Below are 18,109 nucleotides of genomic sequence, written 5' to 3' on the forward strand. Positions count from 1 at the left end.
CCTAAGTTGGCGCGCTATAGCCAAAGCTTTCAATAAGTGTCTGCAGTTGTTCAATACTGTGCTGATGATCAGCCCGAGTACTGGTCGACTGCTTAAGAAATTGTGCCATTTGAGGGTAGGCTTGCACGGCAATATCGAGCTCTTGATCTTGGCCAGCTTGATAGCCACCTAGCGGCAGTAATTCTTTTACCTGCTGGTATTTGCTATTGAGGTGTCTAAAGACCTGAGCTTGCGCTAGGCTGTCTTGTTGTGCGATTTGTGCTGCTAGTCGGCTGACAGATTGATTGATATCAATGGCAGGGTAATGCCCTTGTTCAGCAAGTTGACGACTTAACACAATGTGGCCATCTAAAATGGCTCTGGCAGCATCAGCAATGGGATCTTGTTGATCGTCGCCTTCAGTCAATACGGTATAAAATGCCGTAAGTGTGCCAACTGGATGCTGACCATTACCGGCCATCTCAACCAGAGATGGCAACTTTGCAAATGCTGAAGGCGGATAGCCTTTAGTTGCTGGCGGTTCACCTAAACTGAGGGCAATTTCGCGTTGCGCTTGGGCGTAGCGAGTGAGGGAGTCAACCAATAATAATACTCGTTTGCCCTGATCACGGTACGCGCTTGCTATGTGATGACATAAACGCATAGCGCGCATACGCATTAATGGCGTGGTATCAGCTGGGGCGGCAATAACGACTGCGCGTTTACGACCTTCTTCACCTAAAGACTCATCGATAAATTCACGCACCTCGCGGCCACGTTCACCTATCAATCCAACGATAACAATGTCTGCTTCTGTGAAACGGGTCATCATGCCAAGGAGAACACTTTTACCCACACCTGAGCCTGCAAATAGGCCTAATCGTTGGCCTCTGCCTACAGGGAGTAATGCATTGATTGCTCGAATACCGACATCTAATGGTTCTGTAATCGGGGTACGTTTAAGGGGGTTAGTGACCTTTTGCACCATAGGCACATATTGCACTTGGGTTAACGGGCCAAGATCATCAAGAGGTTGGCCTAAACCGTCGAGTACTCGGCCGAGTAAACCTGAACCTACGGGCACTTTGCAGCGACCAGAAATAGGTATGACTCGTGCCCCAGGCATCAATCCTGAGGTTTGCTCAATTGGCATTAAGCAGACAGTGTCTTTATAAAAAGCGACCACTTCAGCTTCAACTCGATGACCATCACGGCATTCAATATGACAGCGGTCACCGGTACCTAATTGGCAGCCGACGGCTTCTAATAGTAAGCCATTTACACGGGTCAATTTACCGTAAACTTGCGCTACTGGAACCGTTGGCCAATCGAGAATCGTTGCACTAGTGTTCAACACTTGCCTCACTAGTTTGGGAGTTTTTTGGCTGACTTTTAAGATGTGATTCTACCTGATCTAAACAAGCATTCAGGCGAGTTTCCATCGATGCATCGGCATCTGACTTGTCACTGACAATACGGCAACCGCCAGCACTAATATTGCTGTCAGCCACTAACGTCCATTGCTGAATTTTATCTGCAGCGAGTTCTTTAAGTTTAACCACCGCGCTAGGTTCAAGATGGATTTTAACTGCCGTTGGGTCATCAGGTATAGCTGCTAACGTTTCTTCCACTAATGCAAGAATTTGTTGCGGCTGAAGCGTTAACTCACAACGAATGACTTGAATTGATACCCGTCTAACAAGATCTAAAATAAGATCTTGTTGTTGCATAATTTGCTGACTATGGCCTTCTTCTAGTAACGATTTCATCGCAGAAAGGGGCGCTATGATGCTATTTAATTGCTCATCAATGCTGTCTTTTCCTTTTTGCTGGCCTTCAATTCGGCCTTGATTAAATCCTGAAGCATAACCTTTTTGCTGGCCTTCTTCATGACCTGAAATAAGCCCTGCTTCATGGCCTTTTTCAACGCCTTCATCAAAACCTTTATCAAAGGCTTGTTGGTAGTCTTGCCAGTTTGGCTCAGCGGCATTGTGGTCAACTTCTGGCGCGTGTAATGGCGCAAATTGGTGACATCTGACTCTGTCGGCACTGAGGCGAAAACGCTGATCAGGTATTTGGGTCTTTTTCATTATTCCACCACTTGCTCTTCAAATAACTGCAATTCAATCTGGCCTTCGTCCATCATTTGTTTTGCTAGTTCCATAATGTCTTTACGGGCAGCAATTGCTTGACTTAATGGCACAGTACCAATGGCTTCAACCTGAGTTTCAATGGCTGAAGACATGCGTTTCGGTAACGCAGTTAACAGGGTCTTTTTAAGTTCTGGCTCAATACCTTTAAGGGCTAGGGCTAAGGTATCGGCAGGAACGAGTGCCATTATATCTTGCAATGTTTCTGCTTTTTGGCGACCTAAAATAATGAAGTCGAACATGTTATCAGCGACTTCGCTGGCAAGCTTCTTATCGTGAAGTTTGATCATTTCCATCAATTGTTCACGGTTGCCATCAAAGCGGTTGAGAATGTCAGCCACTTGGCGTACACCTGAAACTTGCGTATGGCTTTTTTCCATTGCGATAAGCATGCAACGTTCAACAAGGTGACGCAGTTCTTCAACGACGCCACGTTCAAGCTCACCTAATTGAGCAATACGCACTAATAGCTCATCTTGACCCGCTTCAGGTAAACCAGAAAGTACTTGAGCTGCACTTTCTGGTGGTAACAAGCCTAAAAGTACGGCTTGTAATTGACAGTGTTCATTAGTAATTTCGCGAGCAAGTAGTTTCGGGTCGACCCACTCTAGGCGCTTAACTAATGTTTTGATTTCATCACCATAAATACTATCAATCAGACTTTTAGCCACCCGATCACCCAGTGCTAAATCTAAGGTTTTCTGTAGGTATGACCGTGATGCTCGGGCAATACCTGATTGTTCTTGGTAGCGCTTAAAGAAGCGGCCAATTACCGCATCAGCTTCATGCTGCGTAATGCTCGATAGACGAGCCATTTTATGACTCAAGTGTTGCACATCATTGCGATCTAAATGCGCCATAACTTGTGCTGCGCCTTTTTCGCCCATGCTCAATAAGATCATTGCGGCTTGGTCAAGGTTATCTAAATTTATATCAAGTTCATTCATTGCTTTATCACCTATTCCTGTCAGCAATTATTGCTGCTTACCGTCTTTATCGCTGATCCAATTGGCGATAACTTCCGCGACACGTGCTGGCTCTTTTTCTGCCAAGACGCTTAAATGTTCCATTTTAACTTTTAACGGCGAGCTGGTTTCTGGCAAGCCTATACTCATTAAGTCAGCATTAGCAGGTTGTCCTAGTCCCATTAGCTCATCAGCAAGGGATTGAGCATCATCACTGCTACTAGATATTTGTGCGGCTTTGGGTTCACTGTATTCAAGTGTTTCTTTTTGGTTGTTATCATCTTTTAGTGCGCTAAGATCAACGGTTGTGGTGAGGTGTCTAACCAATGGACGTAGCACAAAGAAAATTAACCCTAAGCCCAATATGCAGCCAATGATGTATCGTAGATATGATTCATATCCTTCTGATTGCCACCAAGGCATCGGCTTGAATTCAGCAATGTGAATAGGCGCAAAATCAAAGCTATTTATGCTGAATTGATCACCACGGGCAGCGGTGAAGCCAATCGCATCTTGTACCATTGAACTCATTGAGGTGAGTTGTTGCTCGGACCAACCATTTTCGCCAGCACTTTGGTTATTCAATAGTACTGAGATTGAGATATTTTCCAGCTGCATTTGCTGGTAACGAGTATGTTTGACTGAACGACCAACTTCAAAATTACGATTTGTTTGCTGGGTGACATTGCGGCGTAGATTATTTTCAGTCGTATCTGCGGCAGGAGCTTGGTTACTTAAGGCGCCAGGAATACCCATCGCCAGTTCGCCGTTAACTTCATTTGAACTTTGTTGTTCCTGAGTCACAATCGTTTGTGGGTCAAGACTCTCATTGGTTTCTTCTACTTGATTAAAGCTGACCTGTGCTGCAACTTGTACCTGGAAGTTTTCTTGACCAAGTATCGGTTGTAGCATGCTTGATGCTCGATTGATGAGATTCTGTTCAAGCTCATGGGTGTATTTTAGTTGGTGGTCTCTAGCTTGGGTTATGTCGTTATTAAGCGTTAACGCTGAGCTTAAATGGTTACCTTGTTGATCGACCACTTGGACTCGTTCTGCTGTCATTCCTGGGACACTCCCAGCAACCAAATTAACAATTGATTCAACTTGTTCAGTTTGAATATTACTGCCGGCATAGAGATCTAACATGACTGATGCTGACGGTAATTCAGGTTGTTGGCGAATGAATAAGGTTTTTTTCGGGATGGCTAAATGCACTCGCGCAGTTCTAACTGCTCGAAGCGCCATAATGGTTCGGGATAATTCGCCTTCAAGACTGTAGCGGTATTTTGCTTGCTCCATGAATTGACTGGTGCCAATACCTGAGTTTTCAAGTGATTCCATTCCCATTGGCATTTGCGCTTTCACCCCTCGTGCAGCAAGGGTCATACGTGCTTTACCCAAACGTTCTTCTGGGACTAATACTAAACCTGAATTGGCGTCTAAACGGTAACTGATACCTTCTGCTTCCAGTACTTCAATGATTTGTGAGGATTCAACTTGCTCTTGGCTGCCATAAAGAGGGCGATACCCTTGGCTTGCAGTCCAAAGCATAAGCACAATAACGCAGGCGACAACAATGGCAAAAGTGGCCAACAAGGCAACTTGTTTGTCGCCGTTGTTAAAGTTGGTCCATTTCTCTTTCATGGTTGCAAATGGTGATGCTTTTACACCAACATCTGTGATCGGTTGGTTTGGTTGAGTTAGGGTTGCGGGCATGTTTTCTATATCCTTCCACTAAGACAGTTTTACTTAAGGGGATTTACATTACTACGTGAGTAAAAATGGCTTACGCCAAGTTAAATTGGCATTTTCATTACTTCATCGAAAGCTTGAACTAAACGATTTCGAATTTGAATCATGGTGGAGAAAGACAAACTGGCTTTTTGTGAAGCCACCATCGCGCCGACCAAGTCATCACTTTTTCCGCTATCTACCGCGTGCATCAGTGCCGAAGAGGTATTTTGGTCAGTATTAATTGCCGCGACCTTTTGTTCCATCAATTCAGTAAATGAAGGATTTTGCACACCAAAGTCTCTTGGATTAGGGCCGACTTTAATGGCTCCTTTAGCCATTTCGGTGTGAACATTCATTTGATTCATCAGAGATTGAACATTCAGCATATTTGCAGTAGACATTTATTTTCCTATCTATGGCTAAATTGAGTGTTTATGCCACTTTTCCAAGTGCTAAATCGATATTGATACCTTGCTCACGCATCTGGGCTAACTTGTATCTCAGTGCTCTAGTTGTCATACCGAGTGACTCTGCGGATAAGTTACGTTGGCCGTTAAAGCGCTTCAATGTGTCTAAAATATATTGAAATTCAGCTTGGCGTTTTGAATCTTTTAATCCTGATTCTGACGATGTATTTCTAGAAGGGAGTATGGTTTCAAGTCCCAGTTCTGCTGCTTGTATTGCTTGACCACGGCGCAACACTAAAGCGCGTTGAATAGTATTTTCAAGCTCACGGACATTTCCTACCCATTGATGACTCAGTAGCAGATTTCTAGCTTGATCACTGAAGTAGCAATGTTGATCAGTGTTATTGTTGTGATAAATATCTAGAAAATGCTCAGCAATCGGCAATATATCTTCACGACGCTGTCTTAACGGGGTGATTTTAAGTGGTAGAACATCAAGGCGATAGAACAGATCTTGCCTAAATTCATTATTTTCAACTGCTTGACGTAAATCTTTATTCGTCGAGGCGATAACTCTAATATCTAACGCAAAAGGCTTATGACTGCCTAAACGTTCAACTTCCCGTTCTTGCAATACTCGCAATAATTTAGCTTGCAGTAGTAATGGCATTTCGCCAATTTCATCCAACAATAGTGTGCCGCCGTTGGCTTGCTCAAATTTACCCGCTTGGTCATTAACCGCTCCGGTAAAAGCGCCTTTAATATGACCAAATAGCAATGACTCCAAAATACTTTCGGGAATCGCAGCGCAATTAATTGAAACGAAAGGCTTGTTAGCTCTAGTAGAATGGCGATGAATGTAACGGGCTAAGGGCTCTTTTCCCGTGCCACTTTCACCCGTTAATAATACCGTTGCTTTGGTGACCGCAGCACGCTGAGCTAGCATCAATAGTTGTCGACTTACAGACGAACTTGCGATGATTTCAGTATCAGTTTTATCTAGTGTCTTTAGACGGTTAACTAAAGAAATTAACTGCTGATTATCGATGGGCAATAGTAAGTAGTCTTGAATCCCCGACTGCATCGCAATAGTGGCGAGTTCAGTTTGTTCAGGATTTAATAATGCAATTTGATTGTTACTAGGATAAAGCGACAGCTTTAGGGGGACTTGTTCTGGTGTGCAATCTGATAGATTGATTACTGATAACCAAGGTGATGTACTTGTTTTATCCCACAGATTAAAACCATTATTTGCCAGTAACTTAGCACCTTGTTCATTCATTAGTGTTTCAACTAATTGAATTGAAAATTGCTGACTCATAGGCTCAACCCAGTCATTTTGGTGGCCATAGAGGTGGTGTCTTTCACTAACCTCACCATGACACGGCGATTTATTCCTCTGCCTTGAGCATTGTTATTCGCGGCTATAGAGCTGCGTGCTCCGTGGTTTCTGACCTGAATCATGCCTGCGGGAACACCCAGTTCAATTAGTCTAGATTGCACTTCAAATGCCCGTTCTTTACTGAGTTGTAAATTAGCTAAATGATCGCCTGAGGCATCTGCATGCCCATCAATTAATACTTCTTTGACATCAGGGTCTGCATCGATATAACGGGATATAGCGACTAGATCACTGTCTAACTGTGGATCTAGTTTGCTTGATAAGCTATTAAATTGAAGATCGACTCGACGAACATAAGAAAATGGCTTAGGTAATAGGGTTTGTTGGCATAATCTGAACTGCTGTACCACTGAGCGTGTAGCGACAGGGGTTGAGTTGACTTGGTATTGTATACCGTTGGCTGGTTCGATATTAACTTGCCAAGTCAATCCTTGCTCAAGGGCTTCTAAAAAAGCACGACTATTGCGACTGGTGTGAGCAAAACTTCCTTGCCACGCTAATGTCGATTGTGCAACTGGGTGTTGATACTGCTTTTGCCAAGCTGAACTTTCAATAATAATATCGCTGCTAGTATCCTTTAGGCGTAACCAATCAGCATGTAGGCTAATCATTAATTCTTCACCTGGAGATGCTGTTAATTTAAATTCTCCAAAACCTTCAATACTATGCGTTACTTCACAATTAAAAACATTGCCTTTATATTTCCAAGAAGTTTTTTCCATTGGAGTTTTATATATGTTTTTGATAACTTCCCCATAAGTTCTTAACGGGTAAATAAATGCGACAATTGTTAGTATTATTAATGTCTTCAACTATTAAAATCCCATTATTGATTTTGTTTTATTACGGAGTAATTATAAAGCTCAGTATTAAACACTAAATAAAAAACTATTAAAATATATTTCTTATTAAATAAATAATAAATTTTAACTTTGTGACACATTAATCTTATTCAAGTTGTTTTTGATGATTTAAATGTTGTAGTATCTTCCGTGAAGAGTTCTATACAGATTGTTATTTAATGAGGGTGATCATTTCTTCTTTTTAAAGTCCTGTTTTTAAAGCGGTTTATTTATTTTATTAATGTAATTTGATTTTTATTTTTTTTGGTCGCTTTATATGGTCTTGAATTTTTTATTTCGGTTGCATATTAATTTTATTGTTATTTTATTGTTTTTTTTTATGCATTGTCGTTAAAGTAAGTATATTGATGGTTTATTTTACATTACTTGTGTCAATGATAGTTATTTGTCAATTATATGCCGTTTGAATTTTTGTATTTGTTTAATTTTAGTTCTGTTTGTTTTTGTTAGTTTATTATTTGGCTGTTACAAATTATTACTATGGTTAATCCCTTATGAGTAAATGTTTTAAATTTATGTGAGTTTTAAAAGTGAAATGAAAACTACAGCTAAAGCAAGTTTAATAAAAAATCAGGATTTAATTAAAATTAGGGCAGTTGCTTTAGTGCAGGAAAAATTAGCGCGAAGCCGTTTGATTTTGCAGCTGGAAGGTTGCCATAGAGCGTTGCAGGACAATATTAATGATTTACTTGGACCGATTATTAGCCAGGGTCATCATTCCTTGTCGCGTATTGAGTTATCCAATGAGTCTAGTGCTATCCGTCCAGATTTAAATCATGCTTGGTTTTTGATGAGTTATCGCCGAGTCCCCTTGGCATGGTGGCGTATAGATAAATGTACCTTGGATCAATTAGCCAGCGGTTACTATGGTAGCTTTTCTAGCCCACTACAGTCTCCGTTACGCGCACCAAGCTTATCTGAATTCAGACTTGTAAAACGTTTATTACGCTCTGCATTAAATGTATTGCCGATTACTGAGCTTGATGACGACGGTTTAGACCTTGAGCTAGTAGTTAACACCAGCCCACTGGATGTGCCGCTGCTTTGGACGTTGAATTTTCCGTCTGAGCATACTGGCCCGCCAATGTTGTTATGCATGACTGAATTTGCCTTAGGGCTAATGGCTGAACAACCCAGTGAATTTCAACCTGCCCCAGATCTAGCTGCGCAACTGAGCCAAAGGCTGAGACAGATACCGATCAAAGCGACCTTAGAGCTAGGTAATCAAAATGTACCAGTGACATCTCTTGATGGCTTAAAAGTGGGAGATATTTTACCTATGAATTTACACTCTAGATGTCCAGTAACGATAGGATATCGGCCCCTATTTTACGCCACTGTTCATGCCCATGATGGACAATTGGTCGCCAAACTTACCGAGGAAGCCTTTCATTCAGAGGACAAGAACCATGCCTGAAAATATACTATTACAAGACGATGATTTTCTATTAGATGATGATTTACTTTTAGAAGATACCTTGGCTGAACCAAAACCTTTGCCTAAAGCCAAAGTATTAAAAGATATGTCATTTTTTCATCAGCTTCCAGTAAAGGTGACCCTTGAACTGGCGAGCGCTGAAATGTCACTGGGTGAGCTTACCCAAATGGGTGAAGGCGATGTGGTTGCACTTGATCGCATGGTTGGCGAGCCTCTAGATATTCGAGTTAATGGAGCCTTGTTAGGCCGCGGCGAAGTGGTTGAAGTCAAGGGTCGTTATGGGGTGAGATTGTTAGAAGTTGAAGCTATCAGCTTTACTGGAGCTAACGACTAATATGTTGCGAGTCATTCTGCTGCTGTTATGCCTGTTAGCACCCAATGTTTATGCTAATGACGGCTTAACTCTGTTTACATTAGCAGATGGTGACCAGTCACAAAAAGTCAATATCAAGTTAGAAATCTTAGCCATGATGACGGTGCTAAGTTTTCTGCCGGCAATGTTGATGATGATGACGAGCTTTACTCGCATTATTATTGTGTTATCGATATTAAGACAAGCACTAGGTTTACAACAAAGCCCGCCGAATAAGGTGCTTATTGGTATTGCGTTGGTATTATCCATTTTCATTATGCGACCGGTTGGCGAGGTGATATATGAAGATGCCTTTGTACCCTATGACCATGGTGAAATTGAACTGACCGAAATGGTGACAAGATCTGAAGTGCCATTAAGGAAGTTTATGTTGGCGCAAACCCGTGAAACTGACTTGGAACAAATGCTAAAAATTGCCAATGAGCCAGTAACGCTAACGACTGATGAAGTGCCATTCTTTGTACTAATGCCGGCATTTGTACTTAGCGAACTCAAAACTGCCTTTCAAATTGGCTTTTTACTTTATATTCCGTTTTTAGTGATTGACCTAGTGGTTGCTAGTGTCTTGATGTCCATGGGGATGATGATGTTGTCGCCATTGATTATTTCACTACCGTTTAAGTTAATGGTGTTTGTACTGGTTGATGGTTGGGCTATGACTATTGGCACATTAGCGGCCAGTTTTGGTTAGCGGAGGTGACTAGAGCATGGCTAATAGAAATCAACAGTTCATATCTCAGTCAAGTGACTCAGTGCTCCATCATAACGACAGTTGTCAGGAGCTAAATTATGGATGTTAATGAGTTAACCTCCTTTTTTGCTGATGCTATATTTTTGGTGGTTACCATGGTGGGCGTTTTGGTGATGCCCGGCTTATTGGTGGGACTCTGTGTGGCGGTATTTCAGGCGGCTACCCAGGTTAATGAGCAAACATTGAGTTTCTTACCAAGGTTAGTATTAACGCTATTAATGGTGTTATTTGCTGGCGAATGGCTATTGATGAAAATCAGTGATTTGTTCGAAAAACTATTTCTTAGTATTCCCCATGTCATTGGCTAAGGTCAAAGTGGTTCAATTGAATTTGGCTAGAGCGACGTAATGGTATCGCTGACGTCGGTTCAAATTAGCAGTTTTATTGGCTCCTTCTGGTGGCCATTTTGTCGTTTTATGGGGGCATTTATTATCATGCCTTTTCTAAGTAGCACTTACATTCCGGTCAAGGTAAGGGTGCTATTTTCGGTGTTATTAAGTGCTTTAGTTGCGCCAATAATTCCGTCAGTCCCTGCGGTTGATGCGCTATCAATCGGGTCATTATTGTTAAGCGTCGAACAGTTACTTGTGGGTTTCATGTTGGCATTGTTTTTACTGATTATGATCAGTGTTATGACCAAAATGGGCGCCATGATGTCAATGCAAATGGGCCTGGCTATGGCCGTGATGAATGACCCTGCAAACGGTAACTCTAACCCCATTCTTGGCCAATGGTTTTTACTCTATGGCACCTTATTGTTTCTGGCATTAGATGGTCATTTGGTGGCCATTGGCGTCATAGTCGATAGCTTTTACCTATGGCCTATTGGCATGGGTATTTTTGAATTACCACTTTTGGGACTGGTTGAGCGGGTAGGCTGGCTATTTGCCGCCAGTTTTATGTTAGCACTGCCAGCCATTGTGGCTATGCTCATGGTTAACTTAACCTTTGGTGTATTAAGTCGCTCAGCGCCATCATTAAACGTATTTGCGCTGGGTTTTCCCATGTCGATGTTAATGGGCCTGTTGTGTACGTTTTTCTCCTTTAGTGGTTTAGCAAGCCGTTACAGTGATGTTTGTCTCGATGCTCTGTCTTCGATGCACCAATTTATCGGGGGATAAGCATGAGTAAAAAAGATACTGGCCAAAGTAAAACCCAAGATGCCACCCCGCAAAAGTTGCGTAAAGCCCGCGAGCAAGGCCAGGTACCTCGTTCGAAAGATTTAGCCGCAGCGGCGTTAATTATTGGTTGCGCACTTATGCTAACCAGCAGCGCAGAGTGGATAGCCAGTGAAATGGCTGAATTAACGCGCTTTAATATGATGGTCACCAAAGAGCAACTGCAACAGCCAGATATGATGCAGCAACATATGGGGGCTGCTTTGGTGGGGATTTTAAATATTCTTGGGCCATTATTCATCCTAGTTGGTGCAATCGCGATGATCGCGGGTGCCATGCCTGGCGGGCCATTATTTAACTTTAAAAATGCCTCATTCAAGTATAGCCGCATTGACCCTATCGCTGGTTTAGGGCGAATGGCATCGATGAAATCTATCGTCGAACTAGTAAAGTCAGTTTTAAAAATCACCTTACTAATTAGCATTATGCTGTTCTTTTTAAAAAGCAATTTACAAGCCATTATGGTTAGCAGTCAGCTGCCCATTGATGATGCTGTGCGCTATAGCATAGACACTATTTCGACTGGGATGTTTTATCTGGGGACCGGATTACTGTTAATTACTTTTATCGATGTGCCTTATCAATATTGGCATCATCACAATGAATTGAAAATGTCGTTTCAGGAAGTAAAAGACGAGCATAAACAACAGGATGGTAAGCCTGAAATTAAAGCTAAAATCCGCCAGTTACAGCAAAAAATCAGTCGCGGCAGGGCGGATATTGCCGTGCCACAAGCGGATGTGTTGCTGGTTAATCCGACCCATTATTCAGTAGCATTGAGATATGACGCTGATAAAGCAGACGCCCCCTATGTTATTGCTAAAGGGGTTGATGAACTGGCGCTTTATATGCGTGAAGTGGCTCAACGTAATGATGTTGAGGTGATTGAAATTCCAGCCTTAGCCAGAGCAATTTATTATTCCACCAAAATTGAGCAGCAAATCCCTGCGGCGCTGTTTATCGCCATTGCCCATGTGCTCAGTTATGTATTGCAGATTAAAGCGGCTAGGGGCGGCATTCAAAATAAGCCTGAGCCGTTACCGCATTTTTATATTCCACCTAATTTACGTCATGATTAAAGGAACCCCAAAACCATGAACTGGTTTTCTCAAGTTTTTTCCGGTAACCGGAGTTATATCGGTATTCCAGTAGTGTTACTGGCCGTGTTGGCCATGGTGATGTTGCCATTACCGCCTTGGTTATTGGATATTCTATTTACCTTTAATATTGTCCTCGCTGTCATGGTGTTACTGGTTGGAGTGTCGATTCGACGTCCGCTGGAATTCTCTGTATTTCCAACGATATTGCTACTAGCAACGTTAATGCGGCTAACGCTGAACGTTGCCTCTACGCGCGTGGTGTTAATTGAAGGTCATCAAGGCGGCGATTCAGCGGGTAAGGTTATTCAAGCATTTGGTGAAGTCGTTATCGGCGGTAACTATGTTGTTGGTGCAGTCATATTCCTTATCTTGATGATCATTAACTTTGTGGTGATTACCAAAGGTGGGGAGCGGATTTCAGAAGTCTCAGCCCGTTTCACCTTAGATGCTTTACCCGGCAAACAAATGGCCATTGATGCTGACTTAAATGCCGGTATTTTGAGTCAAGAACAAGCGCGAGCAAGGCGTCAAGAAGTGACTCGTGAAGCTGATTTTTATGGCTCGATGGACGGTGCCTCAAAGTTTGTTCGTGGTGATGCCATAGCCGGTATATTGATCCTCCTGATTAATATCATTGGTGGTATATCTATCGGCGTATTCATGTATGACATGAGTGCCGGTGAAGCCTTTAAGGTTTTTGCATTATTGACTATCGGTGATGGTCTGGTTGCTCAAATTCCTTCGTTGCTATTGGCAACCGCTGCGGCAATTATTGTGACGCGGGTGTCAGATGCTGAAGAAATGCCTGATCAGCTGCAGCAGCAATTACTGGCTAACCCTAAGACCTTAGCTACCGCTTCAATCGTGATGTTTATTCTGGGCGTTGTGCCAGGTATGCCTGCACTGGTGTTTATATCCTTTTCGGCCTTACTGGCTTTTTCATCCTGGAGACAAAGTCAGAATAAACCCGAAGTTGTCGAATCTAAACTTGAAGATAAACTCGAAAAAAATACCGCTGAGCCATCAGCTCCAAGCTGGGACGCATTGCCTTATACTGATTTAATTGAAGTGCGTCTGGGTTATCAGCTAGTGCATTTAGTTGAGCGTACGAAAGGCGCTGAATTGCAAAAGCGTCTTACGGGTATTCGTCGCACGCTTTCTGAACAAGCAGGTTTTTTACTCTCAGAAGTTAGAGTGAGAGACAATCTGTCATTAGCGCCTAATGCGTATCAAATTAACTTAATGGGTAATCCAGTTGTGACGGCTGAATTGCAATCAGAGAAACTGATGGCAATTCAAAGCGGCCCCGTGTTTGGCGATATTGATGGCATTATTACCAAAGAGCCTGCCTACAACATGGATGCTATTTGGATTGATCAGGACCTAAAAGCCCGTGCATTAAACTTAGGTTATTCAGTAGTCGATAATGCCACTGTGATCGCGACTCATGTCAGTAAGCTTATCCGTGAAAACTTACCTGATATGTTGCAGCATGATGATGTTCTAGCGTTAAGTGATCGTTTAGCTAAGCAGTCACCTAAATTAGCAGAGTCGCTGAATAATGCTCTGACGCCAATTATACAACTGAAGGTATATCGTCTGCTATTAAAAGAGCAAGTGTCACTTAAAGACATTCGCACCATTGCCACCACGCTATTAGATTGCAGTGAGAACAGTAAAGACCCAGTGTTGTTAGCGGCTGATGTACGCTGCGCACTGCGTAATAACATTGTACATAGCATTGCGGGTGCTGAAGCTAAGTTGAATGTATTAACCTTAGCACCAGAGTTAGAGCAAACCTTGATGGCGGCATTAAATCAGTCGCAACAGCAAGGCAAAGTGTCCTTAGACAGCTTTCCAATAGATCCCACCTTATTAGCCCAGTTACAACAGGGGATGCCGCAGCTATTGGCCGATGCGAAAGAGCAAGGGCACAGCCCGATGTTACTGGTCGCGCCGCAGTTAAGGCCCATACTTGCCCGTTATGCCTTAGCCTTTGCCAGGGGCTTACATGTGCTGTCTTATAATGAAATACCTGAGAACCGCGAGCTCATGGTCGCAGGGCAATTAGGCTAGGGTATTGATCTAGCATTAGCGATTTTATTAGCCAATGCTACTGGCCATTTTACTCGCTAAGTTGAAGGGGTAATTTAGCATCGTAGCCGATGGCTAAAGCAGCCATACAAAAAAGCCCAAATCAATTAATTTGGGCTTTTTTATTACCGATTAGATTAAGTCATCTTGTTAGAATCGTACTTGGTTACGGCCACGGTCTTTAGCGCGATATAAAGCTTTATCAGCTTGTTTCATGCTTTGCTCAAAAGACTCATCAGATTTATGTTCTGCACAACCAATGGATACGGTGACGCTGACGGTTTTCTTTTTTACCGGTGTTTGCTGGCGGTTTTTCTTGGTGTTCTGTTTACGACTCTCATCGCGCAGCACAATGTCGTAATCCTCAATACTTTGTCTTACTTCATCAAGATGAGAATACACTTGGTCGATGTTTTTACTTGGGAAGACGATCGTAAACTCTTCACCACCATAGCGGAATGTTTTACCGCCGCCAGACACCTTAGATAATTTGATAGCAACTAACTTAAGCACATCATCACCGACATCATGACCATAGGTATCGTTGAACTTTTTAAAATGGTCGATATCGACCATCGCCACAGTATATTTACGCCCAAGTGCGAGACTTAAATTAAATAGTGCACGCCTTGAAGGTAGGCCAGTTAATTCGTCACGGTAAGCAAGGAAATAAGAGTCGAACAACACCGTGATTAAGAAACTGCTAGCAATCAGGCTTAATAATACTGATAACGGTAAGTTAGTTGGGATTAAAAAGTATCCAAGCCAAAGGAGGAGGCTTATCCCTAAACTGGTTTGCGCTAAATTACTGTTCCAGCTTAACTTCAAAAAGATGATAAGTGTTAGAGGGTATAGGGGTAACAGGTGTAATGGTGACGTCTCAATAGATAGCCTTATTTTTTGTTGTAAGACGGCAATGATATTGGGTGATAAATTGACAAGCTGAACCCAAGCATAGGCGATGATGCCACACAGAAAAATGCCCCCTAAGCGGTAAAAGCTGTGTACGCTCATTACGCCGCGATCTTTTATAAAACAAAACATACCAATCACTAAGGTGCCAAATAAAGGCAAAAACTGATGAATGATAGGTGATAGGAACAGGCGATTATTTTGTAGTGCATAAAATCCAAGCAACAAAATACCTATATAAAATAATCGGCTACGGTTGAACTGCAAGCAAATTAATGATGATGCAGCGAGTAACCAATAAGGGGCAAAGTGCAGCGTTTCTTGCCAGCTTTGCCAGTGGCTTTGAAAGTGTTCTAGCAAGCCTAACGTAAAAAAGGTGACGACGAATGGCAGGATAAGAAACCGCAGGTAATGCATAAAGCCGTTCATTGATGACACCATTTAACATTGGAAATAAAAGGAATAATTATCGGTCGCATGATTTTGGCATTAGTTGAAAACTGCTAATAACAGAGCGACATTGAAATGAGTAAACTGAAATATAAATCAATCGGGGATGGCACGATAGCAATAAGATCGTGCAGGGAATGGATAATTTCAAATATTTGAACTGATAGGCACTGAATAATGCCATTTTTGCTAAGTAAAAAGTCTGGTTAAATAATAAGGGCATTCAATTAAATGCCCTTATTAGTAATTTTATCAGACGCTAGAGCTAAGCTAAGTGATTAGCCTTTCTCCATAGCCTCAATAAATTTATTTGATTCAGCGATCGATTTATTCATTTCACTGATTAAGCTTGAAATATCTGATTGCAGACTTTCAAACTCGCCTTTAATCGCACCAATGGCTTGGGCATTAAGGTTATGCTTCAAGTACAACATATTGTCTTTCAGTGCCGTTAAAATCGGTGGCATTTTAGCTTCAGCGCGGCGCATGCCTTTAACTAATGAATTGTAAGAACGCTCGGTCTCTTTTAGTTTAGTGGTGCTATTTCGACGCAGACTGGCTTTGCTGATTTCTTGAATTTCAGTTTCCCATTCTTCAAAAAGCGCTTCAGCAACATCTTCTACTTTATCGATACGGTTGCCCACCTCGTCTGCAGCTGATTGGGCTGAATCATATTCGTCTTTGGCTTTGTTGTAGGCATCTTCAAGATTACCGCCATCAAAGGCGAGTAATGCCTGCATTTCTTCCAGTGCAGAACTAAACTGTTCTTGCGCTTCTTCTTGGGATTCTTTTGCTTCTTCAACGCGGTCAACCATGATGTCACGTTTATGGTAGCCGACTTTTTCCATGGCGCCATAATAGGCGCTTTGGCAACCACTGATTAGTAAGCTGCTACTCAGTAATGCCAAGGATATCCATTTCTTCATCTTCAACTCTCTTATCGTTGTATCGAATTAGTCTGCTTTAAATGTTGCAGCATCAATGATGCTCCAAAGGTGGAGTATTGCGCCAATAATGGCAGGTATGATTAATACCCAAAAGAAGTAACATACTGCTGTAAGACAGAAAAATAAAATTGCAGCTATAATGCGACCTTGGACCAGTTGACCTAAACCGGGGAAAAAGAAACTGGCAATGGCGGCAATCACATTACCTGCTGAACCTTGTTGAGACATTAAATCGCTCCCTTGAAGTGTAACTTACGTGTTATAACATTGTACGAAGTTAAACGCATAATTGAAAATAAAATAATCAAGAGAATATCGTGGTAAATAAGATAGATAAAGCGTATATGAAACGTATTTTAATAAGTAGCTGGCAATTCGCCCTTCACTTGAAGCAACGTTTGACTGAAGATCAGATTAACGTCAAAGCTGGGCATTTAGCCTATGTCACCCTATTGTCATTGGTGCCAATGGTGGCTGTGACCATGTCTATGTTGTCCGCATTCCCCGTATTTAAAGGCATTCGCGGAAAAATTGAGAGTTTTATTTACGATAATTTTTTGCCTGCGGCAGGTGATACTGTGCAGGTATACATTAATGAATTTGTCGAAAATGCTTCAAAAGGCACCTTTGTTGGGGTAATTGCCTTAGTTGTAGTGGCAATCTTGTTGATTTCAGCCATTGATAAAGCGCTTAATAATATTTGGCGCACGACCGATAGTCGTTCTTATATGGTGTCTTTTTCGATGTATTGGATGGTGCTAACACTTGGCCCTGTATTAACGGGGGCAAGTTTGGTGGCAACATCCTATGTAGTGTCATTATCAGTGTTTGATAATCAAGAAATTTCTGTATTAATGACATGGCTGGTGGAGCGACTGCCGATGTTATTCTCTGTCGCATCTATCCTGTTACTTTATATGGTTGTACCGAACAAAAAGGTGCACTTTTCTCATGCATTACTGGGGGCCGTTGTTGCAGCAATACTGTTTGAGGCGGGTAAAAAGGGTTTTGCCTTTTATGTGACTCAATTCCCAAGCTATGAAGCTATTTATGGCGCGCTGGCGTCAATTCCTATTTTGTTTGTATGGATCTATGTGTCATGGATTATCGTATTACTGGGTGCCGAAATCACCGCAGCCATGCCTGAATATTTAGATTCAGGCATTTTTTCGGAATCAGATACTGAAGATAAGCTTACTGATGACGCCGAAAAGTAAGCTAATTTATAAGAGCAATTGAAGTTAACTTCTGTCATCATAATTTTAAGTAATAATAGAATAAAACCGACTTAATATTTAGCTAACCGCATTTGAATCGGTCATTATTTTTATCATATTGGATTATTTAGCCAGTTGATAACTCTACA

General features: G+C 42.0%; 18 protein-coding genes. 8 read left to right on the top strand and 10 right to left on the bottom strand.

The genetic code is table 11. From position 1 onward, the window contains the following. Position 1: 1 nt before the first annotated feature. The 7 genes from fliI to FPK91_RS15265 all read right to left on the bottom strand — a co-directional run bounded on the left by fliI (position 2) and on the right by FPK91_RS15265 (position 7,359). Positions 2-1,345 (bottom strand): flagellar protein export ATPase FliI, encoded by a 1,344-nt coding sequence (gene fliI, locus FPK91_RS15235; protein WP_405127314.1) that lies wholly within the window; start codon positions 1,343-1,345, stop codon positions 2-4. Then, positions 1,323-2,069: a flagellar assembly protein FliH gene (fliH, locus tag FPK91_RS15240; RefSeq protein ID WP_144212057.1), complete on the bottom strand. Its 747-nt coding sequence runs from the start codon at positions 2,067-2,069 to the stop codon at positions 1,323-1,325. Before fliH ends, fliI begins: the two co-directional genes overlap by 23 nt. Then, entirely contained in the window at positions 2,069-3,076 is a 1,008-nt protein-coding gene (locus tag FPK91_RS15245; protein ID WP_144214460.1) for a flagellar motor switch protein FliG, read from the bottom strand. Before FPK91_RS15245 ends, fliH begins: the two co-directional genes overlap by 1 nt. 27 nt (positions 3,077-3,103) lie before the next feature. Next, a complete protein-coding gene (gene fliF, locus FPK91_RS15250) occupies positions 3,104-4,810 on the bottom strand; it encodes a flagellar basal-body MS-ring/collar protein FliF (protein WP_144212059.1) in 1,707 nt (568 codons plus the stop codon). A gap of 80 nt (positions 4,811-4,890) precedes the next feature. Then, positions 4,891-5,229 (bottom strand): flagellar hook-basal body complex protein FliE, encoded by a 339-nt coding sequence (gene fliE, locus FPK91_RS15255; protein ID WP_144212061.1) that lies wholly within the window; start codon positions 5,227-5,229, stop codon positions 4,891-4,893. Positions 5,230-5,260: 31 nt separating this feature from the next. Next, positions 5,261-6,556, bottom strand: a complete 1,296-nt coding sequence (locus tag FPK91_RS15260; protein ID WP_227006584.1) for a sigma-54 interaction domain-containing protein — start codon at positions 6,554-6,556, stop codon at positions 5,261-5,263. Continuing rightward, entirely contained in the window at positions 6,553-7,359 is an 807-nt protein-coding gene (locus FPK91_RS15265; RefSeq protein WP_227006585.1) for a MotY family protein, read from the bottom strand. Before FPK91_RS15265 ends, FPK91_RS15260 begins: the two co-directional genes overlap by 4 nt. Before the next feature lie 745 nt (positions 7,360-8,104). On the opposite strand from FPK91_RS15265, the gene FPK91_RS15270 reads away from it, so the two are divergent. From FPK91_RS15270 to flhA, 7 genes are all read left to right on the top strand, one after another. Continuing rightward, entirely contained in the window at positions 8,105-8,917 is an 813-nt protein-coding gene (locus FPK91_RS15270) for a FliM/FliN family flagellar motor switch protein (RefSeq protein WP_227006586.1), read from the top strand. Continuing rightward, the gene (gene fliN, locus FPK91_RS15275) at positions 8,910-9,272 is read left to right on the top strand and encodes a flagellar motor switch protein FliN (RefSeq protein WP_144212067.1); all 363 of its coding nucleotides are present in this window, start codon (positions 8,910-8,912) and stop codon (positions 9,270-9,272) included. The genes FPK91_RS15270 and fliN overlap by 8 nt, the downstream gene beginning before the upstream one ends. A 1-nt stretch (position 9,273) precedes the next feature. Further along, complete coding sequence (fliP, locus tag FPK91_RS15280) at positions 9,274-10,002, top strand: flagellar type III secretion system pore protein FliP (RefSeq protein ID WP_144212069.1); 729 nt, start codon at positions 9,274-9,276, stop codon at positions 10,000-10,002. Positions 10,003-10,100: 98 nt separating this feature from the next. Beyond that, on the top strand, positions 10,101-10,370 hold the full coding sequence (locus tag FPK91_RS15285) for a flagellar biosynthetic protein FliQ (RefSeq protein ID WP_144212071.1): 270 nt from the start codon (positions 10,101-10,103) through the stop codon (positions 10,368-10,370). Positions 10,371-10,409: 39 nt separating this feature from the next. Then, positions 10,410-11,183: a flagellar biosynthetic protein FliR gene (fliR, locus tag FPK91_RS15290; RefSeq protein WP_144212073.1), complete on the top strand. Its 774-nt coding sequence runs from the start codon at positions 10,410-10,412 to the stop codon at positions 11,181-11,183. A gap of 2 nt (positions 11,184-11,185) precedes the next feature. Beyond that, positions 11,186-12,319: a flagellar biosynthesis protein FlhB gene (gene flhB / locus FPK91_RS15295; protein ID WP_144212075.1), complete on the top strand. Its 1,134-nt coding sequence runs from the start codon at positions 11,186-11,188 to the stop codon at positions 12,317-12,319. Between the two features lie 15 nt (positions 12,320-12,334). Next, a complete protein-coding gene (gene flhA, locus FPK91_RS15300) occupies positions 12,335-14,416 on the top strand; it encodes a flagellar biosynthesis protein FlhA (RefSeq protein ID WP_144212077.1) in 2,082 nt (693 codons plus the stop codon). Positions 14,417-14,584: 168 nt separating this feature from the next. On the opposite strand, the gene FPK91_RS15305 is transcribed toward flhA, so the two are convergent. The 3 genes from FPK91_RS15305 to FPK91_RS15315 form a co-directional block, all read right to left on the bottom strand. Then, positions 14,585-15,775 carry a GGDEF domain-containing protein gene (locus tag FPK91_RS15305; RefSeq protein WP_144212079.1) on the bottom strand — a complete coding sequence of 397 codons (1,191 nt, stop codon included), beginning with the start codon at positions 15,773-15,775 and terminating at the stop codon, positions 14,585-14,587. Positions 15,776-16,074: 299 nt separating this feature from the next. Beyond that, on the bottom strand, positions 16,075-16,722 hold the full coding sequence (locus FPK91_RS15310) for a DUF2959 domain-containing protein (RefSeq protein ID WP_144212081.1): 648 nt from the start codon (positions 16,720-16,722) through the stop codon (positions 16,075-16,077). A gap of 27 nt (positions 16,723-16,749) precedes the next feature. Further along, entirely contained in the window at positions 16,750-16,971 is a 222-nt protein-coding gene (locus FPK91_RS15315) for a hypothetical protein (RefSeq protein WP_144212083.1), read from the bottom strand. A gap of 116 nt (positions 16,972-17,087) precedes the next feature. Here FPK91_RS15315 and FPK91_RS15320 point away from each other — a divergent pair, with 116 nt between their 5' ends. Continuing rightward, positions 17,088-17,960 carry a virulence factor BrkB family protein gene (locus tag FPK91_RS15320; protein ID WP_405127315.1) on the top strand — a complete coding sequence of 291 codons (873 nt, stop codon included), beginning with the start codon at positions 17,088-17,090 and terminating at the stop codon, positions 17,958-17,960. The last annotated feature ends 149 nt before the right edge of the window (positions 17,961-18,109 follow it).

The sequence above is a fragment of the Shewanella donghaensis genome, assembly GCF_007567505.1.
GTDB lineage: Bacteria > Pseudomonadota > Gammaproteobacteria > Enterobacterales > Shewanellaceae > Shewanella > Shewanella donghaensis.